The organism is Blautia caecimuris, assembly GCF_024622975.1.
Lineage (GTDB): Bacteria > Bacillota > Clostridia > Lachnospirales > Lachnospiraceae > Blautia_A > Blautia_A caecimuris.
Map to the genome: position 1 here is coordinate 19,015 of NZ_JANJZT010000024.1, position 17,806 is coordinate 36,820.

Here is a 17,806-nt window from a genome sequence, read left to right on the forward strand (position 1 = left end):
TTTATTCCTCCTTCATAGTTTCAAATTCTTTATCCGCAAGTTTTCCGGTTTGCATAAGACACATCAACATAACGCCGGAAGCCATTCCTCCGGCAAAGGTAAGGAAATGTGAAATCAGGTTCCACATAAGCATTCCTCCTAAAAATGGGTAAAGAAAAACGCCCACTTCAAAGTGAGCGCATCAACAGGTATCTATCTTGTTTTTGGTTTCAAGTGATCCGGCAGGACGATCTCTCCAACCGGGATTTCCCGCAGTTCCTTTTTCATCCGGTGGGTGAAGCGGATCGTCTTTGCCGTACCGCCGGTTTCCCGCCCATCATATACAGCGATCACTCGGTCGGAGTGCTCTACCATATAGCGGTTTCTGTGGGAGTAGACGCTTGGGAGATATTTTTCCTGTATGACAACAACATCCGCACAAGCCTCCAGCAGTTCACAGGTTCTTGTTTTCTTATTCAGGCTGTCCAGACGTTTGCGGTAAGGGATCACTGCGATCAGCTCCAGCGCCGGATTAGTCTGCTTTCTTTCCAACACCAGCTCTGCAAAATACTGGTCTGCGCCATCTGCAAAGCCACTCATAAAACAGGTAAATCCATCTGTAACGGCAGCATCGATCTCATGTTCCAAAGCGGTTTTTACTTTGTTGATCTCATTTTGCGGTAAATCCCTGTGTCCGGTAACACAGCAAGTCTTTCCTCTCATCGGTCATCCCTCCATATGATAGGTAAAATTCTTCACTTTTCACATAGTAATAGATTTTATTTAGCAAGTCAACGATAATACCCTTTTTCCCTTTGCGAATAATAAAGGAGTGTAAGGTACAATCTATTACAGAATGGGAGGTGAAGGCGATGTATGAAGATTTTGTCCCGGAACGATTAGCGAAGCTGCGGACACAAAAAGGAGTTTCCGCACGCGATATGTCTTTATCGTTAGGTCAGGCAAACAACTACATCAATAATATTGAGAATAAAAAGTCACTTCCCGCTATGCAGTCTTTTTTCTACATCTGCGAATATCTGGGTGTGACTCCGCAGGAATTCTTTGACGAAGGAAATACTTACCCGGAAACCTTGAAGGAATTCATTGCAGAGGCAAGACAGCTTGATCCTCAATCCATGCAATATATCCTCGGTATTATGAAAGAACTCAATAGCAGAAAGTAAGCGGTCACGGTAATGGCCGCTTTTTTCGTGACTTTCTTTATTATATTTTATAATGTTCTCGAAATGTCCGCTCCCTATACCGATAAGTATTCAAAAACTGTTCTCCAAACAGCCTTTTTCTATTCGCCGGTACTGCCAAAGCTGCCGGTTCCTCGTTCTGTTCCTAGATCGGTTACAAAATCCGCAATGACGATTGGCGTGATCACAAGCTGCCCGATACGGGATCCCTTAAAAAGAGACTGCGCCTGATTGCTTACATTGCTGATGATCGCATGGATCTCTCCACGGTAGCCGGAATCCACAGGCGGCAGTTCACAGACCAGACCTTTTACCGCCATGCTGGTACGGGGAAAGATATATCCCGCATATCCATCCGGTATTTCCAGTCCAAAACCAAGAGGAATTTTGGCGATTTCTCCGGGCTGTAAGGTGCAGTCATAGGGCAGATAAACATCCGCTCCGGCATCATTGCCATGCGGACGGTAAGGACGCTGGTGCTCCGGTACGCCAAAGTCGATCAGTTTTATTTTCATCGGCAGCCTCCTTCCCAAAGAGCAGGATAATCTTTTTCTAAAATATCCTCTGGCGTCATATCTGCCACCAGTTTTCGTCCGCAGGTCATTTTCCCTTCCAGACATCGATCCATCTGACAGAAAGGTCCGGTCAGTGACGGGGCAAACAAGGCAGGGCTTAGGTCATAAAGTTCTTTCCAGACCTTTAACAGCACGATCCTTGTTTCATCAGTATTTCTCCGGCATACCCGCTGGCTGATGATATGTTTCCACTGATAAGGGGTGGCGCTGATGAGCAGTACATTCCGTAATCCCTGGGGCGTGGCATAGCCGGCCGCATCGTGCCCGCTTCCGGCAGTGCACAGGGCTTCATAACATTTCATGCTTTCATGACAGCTTTTTAAGTACAATTCCCGTACCACTGCCGGAGCCGTCATAATAGAATACGGGACAGCGAAATCCGCCTGTCCCGTATAGTTGCTGTACTGCAGCGATGCACTCATAAATTTTACTTCGTTCTGGTGGCGGGTGATCTGCGCCAGAAAACGCCTGCTGGCGCCGACAATGGCTACCGTGATCACCGCAAATTTCTGGATGGTAGGATGGGGAAGCGCCCCCATAGCTGCTACTGTCTGAACGCTGAATGATTTTTCGTAGAGATCCATCAGATCGTCCATTGAGGCAATCTTATGTCCCTGCTGGGTAATCCTTGCCGCAAAGACCATGTTTTTTTCTGCTTCCGCCACCGCCTGGCAGTTCAAAATTTTTACTTCGATTCGTTTAATTGGTATGTCCCTCCTTTACAATCGCTTTCAGTAAGAACAGATAGTTAAGACTGTCTGTGACCTTTTCATTCCATGTGTCCATCGGGTAAACCGCTTCCGCGTCAAAGCACATATCGTACAGAGAAACAATATGCTTTGCCAGCATACCGGCAAGGGCACGCTGGGGCGTTGTATGCTGTAAAGCTGCCGCTGCCTTAAATGCAATCAGCCGGTCCGGGTCATCCCCGGTGTATTCTTTGGTTTTCCGTTTCAAGGTATCAGCGCAAAGCCGTACCTGTTCGTCAAAAACGGCATTGACTTCATTTTGCGTAATATAGCATCCCTCCTTTGAAAACAAGAAACCGGCTATTCTAAAGGATCTTAGAATAGCCGGCAAATAAATGGATATGTAATTGTTATAGTGTATTGATCTCTTTTTCCAGTTCCCGGACCGCTGCTATGACTGTCTCAAATGTCGGAACATCCCCATACAACATATCCTGCATAGAGTTATAGTCCGCTTCCAATGCTGCAAACCGATATTCCGGCGGGAGTAATTTTAATGTGCCCGGCACGGCCTCCGGGTACTTCGCCCATGCTCTGGGATAGAATTTCATTTTGAAATCTACAACTTTCTTCAGGAGATCCAGCCTGGAAAAAGCAGCTTCTTTGACCGGTGTTGCAGCCATGCGGTAGAGATCATAATAATGTCTGGAATACCGCTGCGGCATTTCCAAATGTTCCGGTCTGTTCGTTTCATGGTGCAGGATTGTGGCTTTTTCCCAGAAGGTCCGTTCCGGGGCAACGGTAAGGATTGCAGTTTCTTTTTGCTCAAAAATCTTCGGATAATATTTTGCCGCGTATGGTTCGATCTGCGCTGTTTTTGCAGGAGTCCACGCTGCCAGCGCACCAATCTCTAAACGGATCACCTGTAAGGTCGCCGTATTTGTAAAAAGGTGCGGATAGGCGAAAATGACCGTCTGTTTATCCTTTTCATCTATGTAGACATTTGCTTCACAACCGATTTCCTGAGATAAGCCGGATTTGACTGCCGGGCAGAATGTTTCGGACAGAAATACCTCCGCACGCGCATTGGCTTCTTTGTTAAAAGCATCCTGTTTTGTATTGGAACGTTTCTCCCATGGTTCATCTTTGCCATATCCCAATACACGCCAGTCCAGAATCAAATCAATATCTTCTGAAAACCGGCTGATCAGGTGAAAGGCTTTTGAAAGGCTGGTACCGCCCTTAAAGGTGATGGACTCTTTCCATGGTGAGCGGTGAAATAAATAATCCAGCGTAAAACATACCCAAAAGTCTTTTTCTACGATGGCATCATTCAGTCCCATTTTATCTGCTGTATTTCTGAACAGCTCCCTGCGGTCGTTATCTGAAAGTCTTGCTATATTTCTCATTGTACCTTTTCACCTCCACAAATCTGCCGTATCGTATCGTAAACCCAATCCGTAGACTCTGTTGCTTCCTTCAAACAAGCCTGCTTATCCTTGTCTGTCAGTTTTTCGGAAAGCATCTGTATGACTTCTGGCGTAACATTCGATTTGCCAAGCGTTTTTAATGCCTGTATAACCAAACTTGTCATATAGGACAATCCGGTAATCTCCTTATTGGTCCGGTGCTTAAATTCCAGCTTTGTAGAGTTCCACTCGTAGGTCTTGTATGGACCATCGCTGATATAGGACCATACTGCTGTTACCTGTGTTGAAAGACCTAACAGGTTCAATGCTGTATTCCCACATGGGGCAATCGTCCAGTGATAACTTCGTGCCAATGCGTTCGCCACCGCTTCCGGGTCTGCCGCCACATATTCATCCAGAAGTTTGCTATATTTTGGTTTTTCATAAACACCTTTCAAAATGCGGCGAAGCATACCTGCCTGTGTAAGCCGGTTTAAGTTCCGTCTTATGGTTTCCGTATCGGCAATATCCGCAAAATCAGAACTGATGAAAATAGTTCCTTCCGCCGCTGCTTTGATCTGCTCCTGAATCTGTTTGGAATAGCCATTTGCCATATTGCTCACCTCCTTTTGTCCCGAATATTATATATTATTCGGGACAAATTTTCAATAGGCTTCAAAAGTTTTAGCAATAGTATTCCACACAGAACAGAATTTATACATCAGTTTCAAATTCTATATTGGGAGATGGGAACTATCGTATTCTTATTTTGTCCCGAATATTGTGTATTATTCGGGACATTTTAAGCACTCGGCAGGTAGATCCAGTCGTGCATCAGGCACACGCTGGGTTCGTCCTCCCTGGGAACCAGACGGTAGGTACATTCTCCATAGACCGTGCGTTTGTCCTCAATCTCCATGCCATAAGCTTTATAAAAGCGGTATTCCAGATTGGAGATGATACAGCGCAGGGTTTGCAGAGCCTCCCTCTGAGCTGATACGATCAGGTCACGGTCAATGCTGCGCTTCAAAAACAGCAGCGATTTGTAAAGCTGTACCTCTGTGCGGTAAGGGCGGCAGTCTTTCGTTTCCAGCCATCCGCAAAAAGCGACCGGTCCGCTCTGGATCACACTGCGGTCCGGGTGATAATACTCGTAGCAGTCCAGGTTTGCCGTATTCAGAAGATAGAGCATTTCCCGGACTTCATTTTCCGGCATGTCATAAAACCGCAAAAGCGAGCGGTAAAGATGGACATAGCCGGGAATGGAAATCATGGTATTTACCATAAAATAAAATCCTCCTTGTAAACAGCAGGTGCGGGAGCTTTTGCCCCCGCACCGTCTAAAATCTATATTTCGTTATCTACTTTCACGAGTTTTCCCATGACAAGGAAGCGTCCTGTGCCGCCCGGCGTACAGGTAGAAAGGGTCAGTACCTTATCGCTGCAGGTCACAGTCACATCACTTTCCACCGCAGAACGTTCCTTCATAGCTGTAAGCCAGGTAGTATAAGCACCGTCATCCTTCCAGGAAAGCTGCCAGGGAGAAGTTTCACTGCCGGATTCTTCCGGCTTTGCTGCAAACGCCGCAAAGATCTCCATGACATAACCACCCTTCGGAGTAACGAGATACATCTGCCTGTGGGTATCAAAGTAACTTTGTTCATCGTACCGGTTCAGCAGAGCAAACATGGAACCATCCCGCATATTATGACCGTAAATGATCGTATTGCGGTCTGAAAAATCTGCCCGGTTTTCATAGTCGGCAAACAGGCAGCCAACCTTGTTATAGGTCCCGTCATAAAGATGGTTCAGGTAATACTCGTTGTTGTCAGTCTGCGTCACCGGATAATTGAGCACCGTATCAGGAAGGGAAAGCCATCCGATGATGTCCGGTCCATTTTCACGGAGCGCTTCAAAGTCTACCGAAGGCAGGACAATATCGGCATCGTCCTGTTTTGTTTCCGTTGGATCGGTTGCCTGCTCCGGGGAGTCTGTCTGCTCTGGTACTTCTACATATCCGGCAAGATTCCGATAGGCGTCTTTACTTTCGGCATACTGGTTCAGGTCACGGAACACCAAAAATCCGCTGCCAAGAGCCACCAAAGCGCAGAGTGAAAGGACAGAAGCCCCGACAGCCGTTCTTTTTGGGGAAGTCCTGCTGTATTTTCCCTTTTTGAAATAATACACAGCAAATACGCTGCCGCCGATCAGTGCGGCTGCCAACAGTCCGCCATATAGGAAAATATACGGATCATCCCCGGTCTGCGGTACCGGCTTTTGAGGGGTGGAAGGATTGGACGGAACAGAAGGTTTTTCCGGCTTCTCCGGCTTTTCCGGTTTTTCATTAAAGAACTGGACCGTAGATGTCTGGTCAGCTTTGATCTCCACCGTAGCGGCATCAGGAATGATGTAATCCTTGCTTGCCCGGTTTGCAACTTCTGTTACGGTATAAATACCGACACGAAGGCTCTTTACTTCAATTACACCGGATTTTGGAGTGGTGAATGTCTCGCAGTAGGAGCCGTCCGCGCTCTTGACCTCGATGGCAAAACCATCTTTGCGCCCGTCGCTGGAATCCTTTGTGATCTTTAAGTTGCCGCGGTAAGCCTCATTGGTAAATCCGTGCCCGGCTTCTCCATTTTCCACAACTGCGACCTGTCCATCTTCTGTGATGGAAAAATAGTAAGCGTTTGAGTCAGGCTGATAGCCCTCCGGCGCTTTGCTTTCTTTGATAAAGTAGCCGCCAGCCAGAAGGTTTTCCGCCGTATGATAGCCTGCATCGGTTTCTTTCAGCGTACCGATCTTTTGATCGTCAGGATCATATTCCTGGTTGGCGTTGGAATCCGCATACAGGTCGAACACCGCACCGGGCAGGAAGCGCAGGAAAGAATTCTTGTCTTTCTTATCCTCCTTTTCCACAGGGGACGGTTCTTCCACAGCTTCGGTTTTGGTCACCTGCACGCTGCCGCGGATCAGGGTGTTTTCCACACGGATCTCGATATGCTGTCCGTCTGCACCGATATATACATGGTGCTGCTGCGGGCTTACTGTATATAGGTCAGGGGCAGAGATCTCCTTGACGATCCAGTGTCCGTAAGGAATGTTCTCAAAGGAAAAACTGCCGTCTTTTCCGGTAACAGCAGTAAGCAGCGCATTTTCTTCAGTAAATTCTTCTGTATCAGGTCTAAACAGTCCCATGAGCGCACCGGCCAGCGTGACATCTTCGCCGCCTTCCGGGTTTTCCCCAACTTTTACACCGTCTACACGCCCACGAAGAAGTTCATTGGAAACAGCCTCGCCTTCATTGACAAGGATCTGTACCAGGGCGGTTTCCTGTCCGGCATATTCAAAGACGACCGGATATTTCTGATCCGAAAGGATATAGGCGCCGTTGGTCGTGCGTTCCTTGACATAATAGCTGCCAAAAGGCAGGTCAGAGGCGAAGGAAGCGCTGTAACCGCCGGATTTATCAGACGAAACAGAGACCACTTCCAGAAGTCCATCTGCCGGGATCACGCTGCCATCTGCCGCCGTCAGGTCTGCGGAAGCATAAAGTCCAAAGGAAATATCCTTATATTCCTCGTTCATGCCAAGACCGAACAGGTCATCGGTCTCCATTGCCTTGAAAAGTGTGACATCCACTTTCTGTCGTTCGTCATAAAGGCCTGTCGCTGCCTGTGTGACCTCCACGGTCTCACCCGCATAGGTCAGTTCCACATATTCCGGTTGAGGATTCAGCACACAACCGGAGGGAGCCTGACGTTCCTCCAGACGGTAACGACCAAGATAGAGAAGCCCGCTTTTCGCTGTGCCGTCCTCGCCGGTCGTAAGGGTTTCCACAACCGTATCTTTTGCTGCCCGTAAAGTACCGTCACCGGTATAAATATCTTCATCTGCGATCACGTCATAGACCGCTCCGGGAAGTCCAACAACCTCATACACCGGCTGGTACAGTCCGTCGTTCTCCTGGACAGAAGCAAATACTTCTCCGGTCTTTGTGATGGTAAGCTGGCCTTTCTGCGGCATATTGTACTGAGTGACCGTCACAACCGCCTCGCTGCCGTCAATGGTAAACGGTACCGGCTGATCGGAAAGCACATAGCCATAAGGGGCAGCCACCTCATAAAGTTCATAATCCCCGGCGGCCAAAGGCTCTGGCAGCATCAGCCAGCCCTCGTCAGAAACATAGAAGGTATCCAGTGTTTCTGGGTTCGGATAGTAGACTGTCTGGGTGATAAATTCCCCGGTGGAAAGATCCTTGATCTGAAAACCGGTTCCGGTCACAGGGATAATCTTTCCGGTCTCTGCGTCACATTTTTCAACTTTCAGACGGGCTGTGATGGTGCGGTTGTTCAGGATATAGCTGTAAGTCTTTCCGTCAGAGGAAATGAATACCGTAAAGTCCGGGACAAAGGCTTTGCCTTCCTCGCCTGCGATCTGATGGACCGTATAATGCCCATAAGGAAGCGGTTTACTGGAAGCAAAACCATCCGCATCCGTGGTAAGAAGGTCACGTTCACTTTCCTTTGCCGCGTCATAGCTTCCGGCTGCCTTTAAGTAAACTTCAAAGACTGCGCCTGCTTCCGGGCGTTCGATGATACCGGCATTGGGATCGTCGGTATTTTCGCCCTCAGGCACATCCGGGTCCGGGTCATCGGTGTGCTTGACAAGCTGGATATTTCCGTAAATAACCGTTTCCGTCACCTGATTTTCTGTGGTATTGAGTTCCACTTCATACAGGGAAGGGGATGCACCCACTTCATAAACGGTTTCATTCAGAAGATACCCGGTGCTCGGTTCGATTTCCCGGATCGTCCAGCCATCCCCGCATACATAATAACGGGTCATAAAGCTGCCATCCGGTCCGGTAGTATAAGTGTCGATCAGTTCGCCATCACGGAAGATTCCATAGGTCGCCCCTGCAAGCGTGGCATCCCCCTGGGCATTTCCGGTGTCAGCATCACTCTTTACCACATGGACGCGGAATTTCTTCAGAATATTGCTGAAATGTACCGAAGAAGTCTGCCCGCTTTCAATGGTCACATACTGTGCGGAAGGGGTCACATAGCGATCCACCGGCAGCTCTTTTACCAGATAGGTTCCCGGCAGGAGCTTCTTTTCAATCTGGCCGTTTTCTCCGGTCGTAACTTCCTCATTGACTTCATTTCCCAAAATGTCCGTACCGGAGATATGGAAGGTGATACCGGAAACAATGCCGTCCTCACTGGTCTTGACAAGTTTTGCGGTACCGTAAGTTTCCGTTTTGATCTTTACAAAGAAGGAAACCGGATCGCTGGCGCCGGTCATCATGGTCTGGTAGCCGGGTCTGCCCCAGATCAGCATGTCGTTTGCCACCGGGATATTCTTTCGGAATTCAAACAGCACCGGGTCCATCATCATCTGCCTGCTGGTAAAGGTGTATTCATTTCCGTTTCTTGTCACAGAAACGCCGCTGCCTTTCAAAGCCTCTAGATCGATCTTCAAGTTATTGGTATCTGTGACCGTCAGGGTATAGACCTTTTTTTCAACATCCCATTTCAGTTCCAGTTCCGGTGCTTCGCTTTTTTTAGAAGAAGTAAAGGAAGGGACTGTGGAATGGGAAGCTACCTGTGCCAGAATCCAGTCATAGGCTTTTTCTGCCGGTCGTCCGGCGATCACGCTGAAATACTGGTCGGCGTCTGCGTGGCCGTTTCCGTGGCGGCTGTACGGATCGCTTCTAAGCTGCTGCTGGTATTCCCAGAGGATGATCTGGGTCGCCATCTTATAGTCGTCCTCGTTGATCCCGGAAACAGGGAGCGCCGCACCGGGTTTCCAGCCATAGATCGCAGTCAGGGTGATCCCCCTCCTTGCCTCGGCAGGAAGCAGGTTCAGGTATTGGCTGTTGGTCCCGCTTTCCGAAACATAGGTGTTTTCCGAAGTATGGTAAGGAATCCCGCTCTCCACACAGTAAACCTGATGACTGATCCCGTCAGAATCCGTCAGCATATAATGCCGGTAAGCATTGCCCCCGGAACTGGTGTGTACGTTGATGGTTCCGTCTGCATGGTAGGCAAGATAGGTGTAAGGCGCCGGGGCACGATAGTGGTTCCCATCAGAGCCCACATACTGGTCGCCCAGCCAAGAGCTTGCCGTCTGTCCGACAGACATGGCAAAAGCCTGAGCCGGAAGAAGCCCCAAAATGTTTGCCATACAAAGCAAAAACGCCAACAGCTTGCGAAAGCCACGGCGCCTGGTTATGATATGTTCCATGAAAAAATCCTCACTTTCATAAAATCTAAAAGGACAGCCTTAGTTGCTGTCCTTGTCGTCAAAATCATCTTCGGAAAGATATTCCGGTTCCCCGTATGCCTCATCCGGGTCAAAGCCTTCGCCATAACCGTCATCCTCAAATTCTGCATCGTCCTCGGCCTGCTGTTTCGGACGCACGATTTTTACATAGTAACCGATCCCACCGACCGCAAGTAAGGCAGCAAGGATAAACAGGATCGTGCCAACGCTGCCGGTTTCTTTCTTCGGCTTTTCCGGTTCTGCCGGTTTTTCAGTTTCCGCCGGCTTTTCTTTTCCTTTGCAGCCATTTAAGTCATTTTTGCAGACCGGGCAGCCGGTATTGACTTTTCCCGCCTCACATTTTTCTGTGCAGCTGCAGCTTTCTTCCTGGGGAATCATGCTCATGCTGCCATTGTTCTTTTCTGCAAGCGCCATCAGGTCGGACTCTGTGACGCCGTTTAAGAAGTAGACATTGTTATCTTCCCGTTTCCCGTCGATCACCAGATAAAAGACATTGCCCGCGTCCGTAGTGATGGTGTAAAACTGTTTTTCCCCATCCGTACCACTGATGTTGTCCTGTACCGTTCCGGTGCCTTCCGGGGTAAATGCACCTTCCGGGACCGCAGAAGTATTTTCCTGCTGTCCGGTACTGTTATCTGAACCGGAAGAATTTCCGCCGCCGGAAGGAGTTGCAACGTTTGAGCCGGAAGGTTTTTCTTCCTTAGGCGGTTTTGTCTGTGTACCGGACGGACTCTGGGGTGCTGCCACAGCAGGTTTCTTTTCAGGAGCCGGTTCTTTGTAATACGGATTATCCAGCTTTACCGCATCAGAACGGTTTCCTGCATAATCCTTTGCGTATATGCTTACCTGTTTTTCTGTTCCTGCATAATCTTTTAGTGCAACCGACGCTTTCCCATCGGTAAGGGAGTTGATACGGTTTTCATCAACAAAGACCGCCTCCACGCCGGATAGATCGTCACTGCTTTCTATTTTCAGGGCATCGCCCTCCAGGGAAGCAGTCAGCGTTGGCGGTGTGGTGTCTTTGGAACCGCCGGCATGAGCCGTTACAGGTAATGCGCTGACACTTACAAGAAGCGTAAGCGCCAGCAGCAGGGAAAGTTTTTTAAGCCTCATGCACATCCTCCTTCTCCTGCGGCAAAACAGTTTCCGAAGGGGCCGCCTGCTGTGATTTCAAAAAATCCGCAAGCTGCTGGGGCGTCAGTTTGAAACTGCGCGCCACCGCCACATAATCGGTATTTTCCAGCTCCGTTTTCTGTTCCTCCAGCTTATGGAGCTTTGCCTGCATTTCCGCAATCTTTGTTTTGGTCTTTTCAATTTCCTTTTCCAGTTTTTCAATTTTAGGATTCAATTTATTACCTCCAATCTGTTAAGGCAGACGCCCAAATGTATAAAAATGCTGCTGCCAGTAGCTTGTATTGATGTTGGCATAAGAGATCGGGTCTCCGCAGTGGATCATCATTCCATTTCCTACATAGATTCCTACATGGCTTGCGCCGCTGGTATTGTAGGTCCCCTGGAAGAAGATCAGGTCGCCCGGTTTTGCATCTGCGCTTGATACCGGCGTACATACACCTAAAAGACCGTCCGCAGTCAGCCTTCCAAAATTCCAGCCGACGCCGCAGTTGTTGATCACCCAGGACACATAGCCGGAACAGTCAAAGGAAGTGGAAGGGCTTGCGCCTCCCCATACATACGGATAGCCAAGATATTTTTCCGCCTCGGCCATCATTGCGGCAAACTGTTCATCCGCAAGGGCTTCCGGTGGAATGTCATAATCGAAGTAGTTTCCTGTACCGCCTGAACCAACTTCCGGCAGGTGCCGTTCGCTGGTATCGCCGGTATCGGCAAAATACAGGGGATTCAAATACTGACCGTCAACCAGAACCTCTAAGTGCAAGTGGGGACCGGTGGAATTTCCGGTATTCCCGACCTTTGCGATCACATCCCCGGCTTTGACCTCCTGCCCGGCAGAAACAAGGATCTGGGAACAGTGCCCGTATTTGGTCGTCAGGGTATGTCCTTCGTATGCCTCGCCTTCAATAGCGACACACAAGCCATAACCGCCGGCATTTCCCGCAAGGGTGACCGTTCCGTCATGCCCGGCAAGGATCTCTGTGCCCTCCGGCATCCCGATGTCCACACCGGTGTGATAGTTCTTTTCCCCGCTGATGGGATGTACCCGGTAGCCGTAGTAGCTGGTCACATAAGGAAGCCAGTTGGTGCCAAAGACATTTTTTACATACTGGCGGTTTCCTTTTGTCTGCAGCAGGATCTCGCAGATCTCTTTCTGGTCTGCGTTCATCCGGGAAACGACCAGGTTTTCCAAAGGTGTGACCGTGAGCTTGACATTTAAGATGCGCCATTCATAAGGCACTTCCTCCTGGGTTTCTTCTCCGGTTTCCGGGTCAACGGAAGTTTCGGTGCGGTAACGGATTTCAGTTTCTTCTGAAAAGGACAGGGTATATTGTTCCTGGAAAAGCTGCCGCAGCACGCTTTCCACTTCATCGTAAGTAAATCCCTGATAAGCAGAAGTCAGATACCCCATCAGCACATACGGGTCATGCTCGATCGCACCCAGGTTATACCGGTATTCGTCATAGCCGGGGCGGTCTGATTCCACCCTGTCTATTTCCATTTGCAGATCTGTTTCCCACTCGGTATAGGTAAGCTCCGCCTGATTGATGTCCTGATCGTCTGCAAGATAGGTAGAAGCAGCCAGACTTCCCAGACCGCCGGTTCCGATATTGGAGAATGTAGAAAACAGGGACATGATCAGGAAAATTACCAAAAGGAGAAGCAGGAGGACAAGGCAGATTACAGGGTGCCGTTTGACCGTATGGACAATACCGACGCTGACCCTCTCTGTTGCGACTGCGGCATTTTTTGCCTGTTTCCCGGCTTCACGGGCAGCCTTGGCATACTGCCTTTTCAGTTTTTGTTTCTGCCACATCCGGGCAATCGCATGTTTTTTTAGCTCCGGGTGGTCGCTAAGAGCCTGCCGGTAGGCAAGTCTTGCGTTTGCCTTTGCTGATTTTTGCTGTAATTTCGCTGCCTTTCGGTAGGGGGCAGTTTTATGCCGGTGATATGCCGTGCGAAGCCCCGCCTCGCCCACAAGTTCAGAGCGGTGGGCTGCCTTGATCCCCACATTTTCATCCTCTGCCTCATAAATCTTTTTATGAGCGTAACCAATAGCAGTATTGGTGCCCGCCTTGACCGGACGCAGGGGTACAGGTCCTTTTACATGGGCCTTTTGGGATTTAACCTCCTTTTCAAATTTTAAGTGTTTTTTGGCTTTTCCGGTCTCCGGGTCGGAAACCGTCTCCATGCGCAGTTTCTTCCGGGCCGGCAGACGATTTTGCCCCTGCTCTGCTTTTTGTGCAGTCCGTTCCGCCTTCCGTCTTGCATGGGTGAGCTTTTTATCCTTTGTCTCCGGTGGCAGTTCATCCGCGGTAAATTCCAGCTTGGACGTTTTCGGCGGTTCGCTATCCACACCCTTTTCCTTCTGCGCTGCCTGTTCCTCCGCCTGTGCCGCTTCCTGAAAACGCTGCTGATATTTGTTCCCATGCTGATGTGTCCGGTAACGGTGTTCTTGACCGGATCTGTCTGTGCCGCTCGGTGGGGCTGATCCTTCGGAAGAAGGTGCATATTGTCCGGTATCATGGTCTGTCACATCCTCTGTTACAAAAGAACGCCTGAAAGCCTCCTGCCGGAAATTGCTTCGCCCGTTTTCCTGTGTCGGGGACTCTGTTCCGGCAGCATCCGGTATCTCAAAGCGATCTGAAACATCCAAAGCGGTTGCATAAGCCTCGCCCTGTTCCAACAAGGACGCCGGTGTTTCCGGTGATAGCTGGGAAAACTCCGTCTGTACAGGAATGTCCTGCCTGTGGGTTTTGCCGGTGACAGAAGAAGGGGTGTCCCGTGCCCTGCGCAGGTCAAAATCCTGTTCGGTCTGCCTGGCTGCCGGTTGATCCTCCCCGTGGGAATCACGCACCGGCATCCGGGTATCTTTGCGCTTCCTTTGAAATTCCCTGTCGTGTGCCATTGTTCTCACCTCCGATCCATTTTAATTTTTGTCTCACGCTTTGGTCCCCGCTACTTCATCCGGTCTTGTGGTAAGCACGCTGTACAACAGTGTGTCCTTCGGGAAGTGGTCCACAAAGGGGATGATCACATTTCCAAAGAACAAAAGCCCCTCGCCGGGACCGGAATGGGTCACATAGGAAAGCTGGTGCGGGGAAATTCCCAACTGCTTTGCCAAAATCTGACGGTCTCCCTGGGCCTGGTTGAGCATATAGATAAAGTCCGAGTTCTCAAAAATGTTCTCGATCTCACGGGAAGCCAGAAGGTCCTTGACGTTCTGCGTTAAACCTGATGGGATTCCGCCCCATTTACGGAAGCGTTTCCAAATCTCCACGCTGAAACTTCCTGTCTGCCCTTTCAAAAGAAGGTGGAATTCGTCAATATAGAACCAGGTTGTTTTATGTTTGGAACGGTTGGCCGTGACACGGTTCCACACTGCATCCTGCATGATCAAAAGCCCGATTTCCTTTAAGGCTTTTCCCAGTGATTTAAGCTGGAAACACAGTACCCGGTGTTGATCCATTTGGATATTGGAACGGTGGTTGAACACGTTAAGGGAACCATTGACATAGATTTCCAGCGCCGTTGCGATATTCTGTGCCTCCGGTTCAGACTGTTTCAAAAGCAGCTCGTAAAGATCGCCTAAGATCGGCATATTTTCCGGGCATGGGTTCTGCAGGTATTCCCGGTACACCAGTCTGGTACAACGGTCGATGATCGTCCTTTCAATAGGGGAAAGCCCTTCTTTGCCGCCGATGATAAGGTCACACAGCGACAGGATAAAATCACTTTTCAAAGTGATCGGGTTTTCATCATCGGAATAGTCCAGATTGATGTCCATCGGGTTGATGTAGTTCGTGGAAGTAGGGGAAATATCAATGACCTGCCCCTGGGAACCGAACTGCTGTACCAGCGGCCCATACTCATTTTCCGGGTCAGCGATAATGATGTCGTCCTCCGTCAGAAGGAACACATTGACGATCTCACGCTTGGCAGAGAAAGACTTACCGCTTCCTGGGGTACCGAGAAACAGCCCATTGGGGTTTTTCAGCGTTTTTCTGTTCGCCATGATCAGGTTATTGGAAAGGGCGTTCAGGCCGTAATACAACGCCTCGCCCTCCTGGAACAATTCACAGGTGGTAAACGGTACAAAGATCGCTGTGCTGCTGGTCGTAAGCCCGCGCTCAATTTCAATCTGGTTCGTACCAAGAGCAAGCGAGGACATAAGCCCCTGTTCCTGCTGGTAATCCAGCCGTTTTAAGGCACAGTTGTATTTCTGTGCCACACCCGAAGCGGCAAAAATATCATTGAACAGCTTTTGGCGTTTGGCTGCGATATTTTCCACCAGTACCGTCACAAGGAACATGCGCTCATTGCGGCTCTGTAAATCCTGCAAAAGATTTTTGGCTTCCTCTCCATAAGTGGCAAGGTCGGTGGGAATGATGTCCATGTCATACCCGGATCGGACCGCTTTCTTTTGTTCCTCAATGGTCATTTTCTGCAGGTCCGACATTTTACGCTTGATGTTTCGGATTGCCTGTGCCTGGTCGATAGACTGGATATGCAGGTTGACGGTCACGGCGTCGTTTAAGTCAAGAAGATCCGCTAAAAGCCGGTCAGTAAGCTCCGGCGCCAAAATCTGCAAAAAGGAGACAGCACCGGAATGATCGCCTACCCGGAATGTCTTTCCATCCTTTGAAAAAGACAGCCCGGATGGTGAAATGAAGTCTTTGGTAGAAAGACCGGTCTTAGGCAGATCCGACCACTGGAAATGAAACTTTTCCTGACCGTCCGGGTGAAGCTGGCTGTGAAGAAGCTCCAAACGTTCCAGTCCGTTTAAGGATCTTGCCTGGACTCCAAGGGTTTTGAAATTTGCCAGCACATCCGTTTCAATGCGTTCCAGACGCATTTTCGCAGTACGCAGGTCATCCGCCTCGATCCCAAAGGTAATGTATTTGCGTTTGGTGAGACCGTTATTTCCTTTCTGCAACTGGTTCTTTAACATATCCCCGTATTCCTTGCGGATTCCGTCATACTCGTCGCCGCGGGGAGGGATGTCAATGCTTCTGGTAAAATCCTGCATATTGGCCCGCTGGTTGATAAAGGTAAGCTGCACATGGATCGAGGCGTCGAAGTAATTTAAGAAATCGCAGTAACCCTCGAAGATCTGTGCTTTATCATCTGCCTGTGCAAGCTGATAGTTAATATCAAAAAACTGCACCGTTTTGGTGTAAAGGGTATCGGTCAGCCGACAGATCCCATCCCGGTACATTTCACGGTAGGGAATGCTCTGCTGGACCGTCTGCGGGGCATCTGCTTTCAGCCCGGCAAAAAAGCCGCCTTTTTTAGACGGCTTGGAACGGGCAGACTTAGTTTTGCCCTGCTTTGCATCGGCTCTGGTCTTTTTGGCCTGCCTGATATTTTTTTGCAGACGCTTTTCCTGAGCTTCCTGCTGCTTGTTTTTTGGCAATCTTTGTAACCTCCTTCTTTGACATAGATTTATACAGGTTATCCGTCCTGTATGGACGGTCCTTCGGCCAGAGCTTATAACGGAGCCGGTTCTTCAAGATCTTTTCTGCCGGCTGCCCGTCACGCTCATACATGGCGAAGAAGAAAAAGGGCATCATCAGCCCGATCATCAAAAGTACAGCCGCCGAATTGCCAATCGCCCCGCGGGTAAAGAAATACACCGGAAGGCCGACAAGCCCGGCAAGGCTGAAACAAATAAGCTGGCGCTTCGTCAGATTGAAGGCCAGCTTAGTCTTAACTTTGGTTAAATCCTTTGGTACAGGTACATAAGGCATCTATACACCTCCCATCGTAATATAATTTCCGGCCCATTACCGTGCACCGAAATCGCGTACCGGTTTCTCCGCAGCCGGACATTCCCGCACTTCCTGAGCCGCATTTTGCAGCCGTGCCAGGACAGAAACAGCCGGTCCTCTCTGACACAGATATTCCTGGCTGTCTCGGATTCCGGCAATATTTTCCCGAATATCCATATCCACGTCGAACACATCCGAAACTGGCAAAAGCCAACGGTCTGCAAAGTATTTCAAAGGATTCTCAAGCGCCAGCACATCATCCAGCATTTCATCCCCGAACTCAAACTTTGTTGTCAGATAGGAATACGCCTCCTGCATGGCTGTAATTTCAGCAGCTTTTTCAATTAAGGATTCCTTATCTCTTGACATAAGGTTTTCCCGGTAAGCAAAGTAATTCTGTCCCAGCCGTTTCATCAGGAGCGTATATTTATCCTGTGCGGAAGGTTCGCCTGTGAAATGTTCAAATTTTTGCTCTGCATCAATTTCTTTGAGAAGATCGCAGATCGGGAAACTGTGTTCATGGTTATTTTCTTCCCAACACCATCGGGCTACATCCAACGGATCCTGAAAAGAAAGAAGCGCCTCTACTTCCGCCGGAGTAAATACATGCTCAACCTTCAGATAATAGTGGAGTTCCGAAAGTCCCTGTAACTCGTAAATACTGCCGATGTTCTGTGCATCCAGCATATCCGCATGAACCTTCAAACACTCGTCCAGCCGTTCCATAAGCAGCCGCTTTGCATCTTGTTCTATCAA

Annotated in this window: 16 protein-coding genes; 1 reads left to right on the plus strand and 15 read right to left on the minus strand. The window is 49.3% G+C overall.

Annotated features, from left to right (window positions below; all coding sequences use genetic code 11):
* Position 1: 1 nt before the first annotated feature.
* A complete protein-coding gene (locus NSA57_RS14200) occupies positions 2-127 on the minus strand; it encodes a DUF3789 domain-containing protein (RefSeq protein WP_081017347.1) in 126 nt (41 codons plus the stop codon).
* Between the two features lie 65 nt (positions 128-192).
* The gene (locus tag NSA57_RS14205) at positions 193-702 is read right to left on the minus strand and encodes an SLOG family protein (RefSeq protein ID WP_257465182.1); all 510 of its coding nucleotides are present in this window, start codon (positions 700-702) and stop codon (positions 193-195) included.
* Between the two features lie 149 nt (positions 703-851).
* Between NSA57_RS14205 and NSA57_RS14210 the strand changes: the two genes are divergently transcribed.
* On the plus strand, positions 852-1,166 hold the full coding sequence (locus tag NSA57_RS14210) for a helix-turn-helix domain-containing protein (RefSeq protein ID WP_005361112.1): 315 nt from the start codon (positions 852-854) through the stop codon (positions 1,164-1,166).
* Between the two features lie 119 nt (positions 1,167-1,285).
* On the opposite strand, the gene NSA57_RS14215 is transcribed toward NSA57_RS14210, so the two are convergent.
* From NSA57_RS14215 to NSA57_RS14275, 13 genes are all read right to left on the minus strand, one after another.
* Positions 1,286-1,699: a dUTP diphosphatase gene (locus NSA57_RS14215; protein ID WP_257465183.1), complete on the minus strand. Its 414-nt coding sequence runs from the start codon at positions 1,697-1,699 to the stop codon at positions 1,286-1,288.
* The gene (locus tag NSA57_RS14220; protein ID WP_257465204.1) at positions 1,696-2,463 is read right to left on the minus strand and encodes an FAD-dependent thymidylate synthase; all 768 of its coding nucleotides are present in this window, start codon (positions 2,461-2,463) and stop codon (positions 1,696-1,698) included. The genes NSA57_RS14215 and NSA57_RS14220 overlap by 4 nt, the downstream gene beginning before the upstream one ends.
* On the minus strand, positions 2,459-2,800 hold the full coding sequence (locus NSA57_RS14225; protein ID WP_257465184.1) for a hypothetical protein: 342 nt from the start codon (positions 2,798-2,800) through the stop codon (positions 2,459-2,461). Before NSA57_RS14225 ends, NSA57_RS14220 begins: the two co-directional genes overlap by 5 nt.
* A gap of 58 nt (positions 2,801-2,858) precedes the next feature.
* Positions 2,859-3,857 carry a nucleotidyl transferase AbiEii/AbiGii toxin family protein gene (locus NSA57_RS14230; protein ID WP_257465185.1) on the minus strand — a complete coding sequence of 333 codons (999 nt, stop codon included), beginning with the start codon at positions 3,855-3,857 and terminating at the stop codon, positions 2,859-2,861.
* Positions 3,854-4,471: a DUF6088 family protein gene (locus NSA57_RS14235; RefSeq protein ID WP_025577929.1), complete on the minus strand. Its 618-nt coding sequence runs from the start codon at positions 4,469-4,471 to the stop codon at positions 3,854-3,856. Before NSA57_RS14235 ends, NSA57_RS14230 begins: the two co-directional genes overlap by 4 nt.
* Before the next feature lie 188 nt (positions 4,472-4,659).
* The gene (locus tag NSA57_RS14240; RefSeq protein WP_071144309.1) at positions 4,660-5,142 is read right to left on the minus strand and encodes a hypothetical protein; all 483 of its coding nucleotides are present in this window, start codon (positions 5,140-5,142) and stop codon (positions 4,660-4,662) included.
* A gap of 62 nt (positions 5,143-5,204) precedes the next feature.
* Positions 5,205-10,106 carry a class B sortase gene (gene srtB, locus NSA57_RS14245; protein WP_257465186.1) on the minus strand — a complete coding sequence of 1,634 codons (4,902 nt, stop codon included), beginning with the start codon at positions 10,104-10,106 and terminating at the stop codon, positions 5,205-5,207.
* A 39-nt stretch (positions 10,107-10,145) separates the two neighbouring features.
* Complete coding sequence (locus tag NSA57_RS14250; protein ID WP_257465187.1) at positions 10,146-11,258, minus strand: DUF4366 domain-containing protein; 1,113 nt, start codon at positions 11,256-11,258, stop codon at positions 10,146-10,148.
* Positions 11,248-11,493: a DUF4315 family protein gene (locus NSA57_RS14255; protein ID WP_025577937.1), complete on the minus strand. Its 246-nt coding sequence runs from the start codon at positions 11,491-11,493 to the stop codon at positions 11,248-11,250. The genes NSA57_RS14250 and NSA57_RS14255 overlap by 11 nt, the downstream gene beginning before the upstream one ends.
* 18 nt (positions 11,494-11,511) lie before the next feature.
* Positions 11,512-14,187 (minus strand): CD1108 family mobile element protein, encoded by a 2,676-nt coding sequence (locus tag NSA57_RS14260; RefSeq protein ID WP_257465188.1) that lies wholly within the window; start codon positions 14,185-14,187, stop codon positions 11,512-11,514.
* 33 nt (positions 14,188-14,220) lie between these two features.
* Positions 14,221-16,656 carry a VirB4-like conjugal transfer ATPase, CD1110 family gene (locus NSA57_RS14265; RefSeq protein ID WP_408611657.1) on the minus strand — a complete coding sequence of 812 codons (2,436 nt, stop codon included), beginning with the start codon at positions 16,654-16,656 and terminating at the stop codon, positions 14,221-14,223.
* Positions 16,595-17,029 carry a PrgI family protein gene (locus tag NSA57_RS14270; RefSeq protein ID WP_005361092.1) on the minus strand — a complete coding sequence of 145 codons (435 nt, stop codon included), beginning with the start codon at positions 17,027-17,029 and terminating at the stop codon, positions 16,595-16,597. The genes NSA57_RS14265 and NSA57_RS14270 overlap by 62 nt, the downstream gene beginning before the upstream one ends.
* 36 nt (positions 17,030-17,065) lie before the next feature.
* Positions 17,066-17,806 carry a hypothetical protein gene (locus tag NSA57_RS14275; RefSeq protein ID WP_306814115.1) on the minus strand — a complete coding sequence of 247 codons (741 nt, stop codon included), beginning with the start codon at positions 17,804-17,806 and terminating at the stop codon, positions 17,066-17,068.